Genomic DNA, 3,508 nt, shown 5'->3' on the forward strand with positions numbered 1-3,508 from the left:
GGCCTTCAGAAGGCCTTCAGGGCGTCTGCTGCAACGTTTGCTAGAACGTCTGCAGGGTGACGAGCGTGATCCGGGGGGCGCCCGCACCGTCCGCCGACCCGGGCCCCTCGACCTCGATGCGCACCCGCTGTCCGGGCCGCAGCAGCCTCAGTCCGCCCGCGTCGAACGCCGGCGCGTCGAAGGGAACGGGGGTGCCGTCGTCGAGCAGCACACTGCCGCTGCGTGTCCCGGCGTCGTACGTGTACGCGGTCGCCTGCATGGCGGCAGCCTACTGGCCCGCGATCAGCAGCCCCTCGACGGCGGTCGCCGTCCGTGTCCCCACCCCGAGGGCGAGCGCCGCCCGCAGATCGTCGCCGGTGTCCACGTCCTGGCGTACGGAATTCACCGAGGTGAGTCCGAGTTCCACGGCGCCGGACTCCTGGTGGCGGATTCGGGAACGCGGACCGAAATGCGGGAGCAATTCCTGACCGGGGCGGGCGGTCAGCAGCGTGGTGCCGACGGTGGCCGCGTCCGCGAGGAAAGCGCGCGGGAATTCGGCGGCGGCATCCAGGACGCGGGCCAGCTCCAGGGGGCGCAAGGCCGGCAGATCGGCGTTCAGGGCCGCTACAGGGCTGTCGGGCCGCAGAGTCCGCACGGCCGCCGCTCCGTGCGCCAGAGCGGCGTTCAGACCGCCCAGAGGCTCGTCGGAGACGATCGCGGCCCCCAGAGCCGACAGTTCCCGGGCGGCCACGGCGTCGTTCGTGACTACCGCCACATCGCGGACCGCCGCGCAGGCGAGCACCGCCGCCACCGTGTCCTGCGCGAAGGCGAGAGCGAGACCCGGGCGGAGCCCCTCGTGGGCGGTGTCCGCGAGCCTGCTCTTGGCCCGCGCCAGGGGTTTGAGGGGTATGACCACCGTCCACTGCACGAGCGTTCCGTCCCTCCCTCGCTCACCCCGGCTGCTCACCCAGCGCTCTTCCTGCGGCAACCATTGTCACCTGGCTGTCATCAAAGCCCATCCGGCGGTGTCGGTACCGGGGCGTACGGTGTTCTCGACAGACCGGAAGCCCGGGGCGACACTTGTGCGGCCCCCAGGTCACCGGCAGAGGTCCTGGTCCAGGCCTTAGAGGAAGGTGTCCGCGTGCCCAGCCGCAGAATCGGCTTCTGGTACCGCCTCGCTGCGGTCATCTGCAAACCGCCGCTCGTGCTTCTGATCAAGCGTGACTGGCGTGGAATGGAGAACATTCCGGCGGCGGGCGGATTTATCACCGCGGTGAACCACAATTCGCATGCGGACCCCTTCGCCTACGGTCACTACCAGTACAACAGCGGTCGGGTTCCGCGTTTTCTGGCGAAGAGCGGGCTTTTCAAGAAGGGATTCAGCGGTGTCATGATGCGCGGCACCGGACAGATCCCCGTCTACCGCGAGACCACCGACGCGCTGAGCGCCTTCCGCGCCGCGATCGACGCCGTGGAACGCGGCGAATGTGTCGTCTTCTACCCCGAGGGCACCATCACCCGCGACCCGGACCAGTGGCCCATGACCGGCAAGACCGGCGCCGCCCGGGTCGCCCTGCAGACCAAGTGCCCGGTGATCCCGGTGGCCCAGTGGGGCGCGAACGAACTGCTCCCGCCGTACTCCAAGAAGCTCAACGTCCTTCCGCGCAAGACCCACCACGTCCTCGCGGGTCCGCCCGTGGACCTGACGCGGTTCTACGACAAGGAAATGAGCCCCGACCTCCTGAAGGAGGCGACGGAGGTCATCATGGCCGCCGTCACCCGCCAGCTGGAGGTCATCCGCGGCGGGAAGGCGCCCGCGACGCCGTACGACCCGCGCCAGGAGCGGATCGAGCAGCGCCGCCGCACGGCCGAGGAAGAGGCGCAGGACGCGTTGGACGCGCACGCCAGAGCCACCGCCGAGGCGGCAGCCGTACGACAGGCACCGGTACAAGAAGCAGCAGAAGCACGGGAAGTTCAGGAAGAGGGGCAGGGCAAGTGAGCGAGCGGGTCAAGGCGGCGGTGTTCAGCGCTGGATCATGGGGGACCGCCTTCGGCATGGTGCTCGCCGACGCCGGCTGCGAGGTGACCCTGTGGGCCCGCCGCCCCGAACTCGCCGAGGCGATCAACTCCACGCGGACGAACCCGGACTACTTCCCGGGCGTCGAACTCCCGGAGAACCTCCGCGCCACCACGGACCCCGCCGAGGCCGCCCGCGACGCCGACTTCACGATACTCAGCATCCCCTCGCAGACCCTGCGCGGGAACCTCGCCGAGTGGACGCCGCTGCTCGCCCCCGACACGATCCTCGTGTCTCTCATGAAGGGCGTCGAACTCGGCTCCGCGATGCGGATGACCGAGGTCATCGACGACGTCGCCAAGGTGGGCCAGGACCGCATCGCGGTCGTCACGGGCCCCAACCTCGCCCGGGAGATCGCCGCCCGGATGCCGGCCGCCGCGGTGGTCGCCTGTACGGACGACGCCGTGGCCCAGCGCCTTCAGGGCGTCTGCCACACCCCGTACTTCCGCCCGTACACCAACACCGACGTCATCGGCTGCGAACTCGGCGGCGCGGTCAAGAACGTGATCGGGCTGGCGGTCGGTATCGCCGACGGCATGGGCCTCGGCGACAACACGAAGGGCTCGCTCATCACGCGCGGCCTCGCCGAGACCGCCCGCCTCGGCCTCGCGATGGGCGCCGACCCGCTCACCTTCGCGGGCCTGGCGGGCCTGGGCGACCTGGTGGCGACCTGCTCCTCGCCGCTCTCCCGCAACCACACCTTCGGCACCAACCTCGGCAGGGGCATGACCCTCCAGGAGACCATCGCGGTCACCAAGCAGACCGCCGAGGGCGTCAAGTCCTGCGAGAGCGTGCTGGATCTGGCCCGCAGGCACGGCGTCGACATGCCGATCACGGAAACGGTCGTCGGCATCGTGCACGAGGGCAAGCCGCCCGTCGTGGCCCTCAAGGAACTGATGTCGCGCAGCGCCAAGCCCGAACGACGCTGAGCAACAGGGGTCTGCGGGCGCTGACTCAGTGCCCTACCACCGGGTACCCTCAACCCGATATGAGCACCGAGAACCTGCCCCAGAGCCCCGAGCAGCCGTCCCGTAAGCCGCGCGTGGCCGTCGTCTTCGGCGGTCGCAGCTCCGAACACGGGATCTCCGTGGTCACCGCCGGCGCCGTGCTGCGTGCCATCGACCGGACGAAGTACGACGTCCTGCCGATCGGCATCACCCAGGACGGCCGCTGGGCGCTCACCGCCGACGAACCGGAGCGCATGGCGATCGTCGACCGCAAGGCGCCGAACGTCGACGATCTCGCCGAGTCGAGCGAGGGCGGCGTGGTGCTCCCCGTCGACCCCGCGAACCGCGAAGTCGTCTACAGCGAGCCGGGATCGGTGCCCAAGGCGCTCGGCGAGGTGGACGTCGTCTTCCCCGTCCTGCACGGCCCGTACGGGGAGGACGGCACCCTTCAGGGCCTGCTGGAGCTCTCCGGTGTCCCGTACGTCGGCGCGGGCGTGCTCGCCTC

General features: G+C 70.2%; 5 protein-coding genes. 3 read left to right on the top strand and 2 right to left on the bottom strand.

Annotated features, from left to right (window positions below):
• Positions 1-40: 40 nt before the first annotated feature.
• On the bottom strand, positions 41-259 hold the full coding sequence (locus STRTUCAR8_RS31730) for a hypothetical protein (protein WP_006380268.1): 219 nt from the start codon (positions 257-259) through the stop codon (positions 41-43).
• A gap of 9 nt (positions 260-268) precedes the next feature.
• Positions 269-907: a 2-phospho-L-lactate guanylyltransferase gene (gene cofC / locus STRTUCAR8_RS31735; RefSeq protein ID WP_044473243.1), complete on the bottom strand. Its 639-nt coding sequence runs from the start codon at positions 905-907 to the stop codon at positions 269-271.
• 213 nt (positions 908-1,120) lie between these two features.
• Here cofC and STRTUCAR8_RS31740 point away from each other — a divergent pair, with 213 nt between their 5' ends.
• The 3 genes from STRTUCAR8_RS31740 to STRTUCAR8_RS31750 all read left to right on the top strand — a co-directional run.
• On the top strand, positions 1,121-1,978 hold the full coding sequence (locus STRTUCAR8_RS31740; protein ID WP_006380266.1) for a lysophospholipid acyltransferase family protein: 858 nt from the start codon (positions 1,121-1,123) through the stop codon (positions 1,976-1,978).
• The gene (locus STRTUCAR8_RS31745; protein WP_006380267.1) at positions 1,975-2,985 is read left to right on the top strand and encodes an NAD(P)H-dependent glycerol-3-phosphate dehydrogenase; all 1,011 of its coding nucleotides are present in this window, start codon (positions 1,975-1,977) and stop codon (positions 2,983-2,985) included. The genes STRTUCAR8_RS31740 and STRTUCAR8_RS31745 overlap by 4 nt, the downstream gene beginning before the upstream one ends.
• A 59-nt stretch (positions 2,986-3,044) precedes the next feature.
• A partial coding sequence (locus STRTUCAR8_RS31750; protein WP_006380269.1) for a D-alanine--D-alanine ligase occupies positions 3,045-3,508 on the top strand: 464 nt, incomplete at its 3' end.

This window comes from Streptomyces turgidiscabies Car8 (genome assembly GCF_000331005.1).
In the GTDB taxonomy this organism is placed as follows: domain Bacteria; phylum Actinomycetota; class Actinomycetes; order Streptomycetales; family Streptomycetaceae; genus Streptomyces; species Streptomyces turgidiscabies.

What these genes read in the sequence shown, in the direction of transcription:
- STRTUCAR8_RS31730 (WP_006380268.1), bottom strand. Translation starts at nt 259, where the DNA reads ATGCAGGCGACCGCGTACACGTACGACGCCGGGACACGCAGCGGCAGT.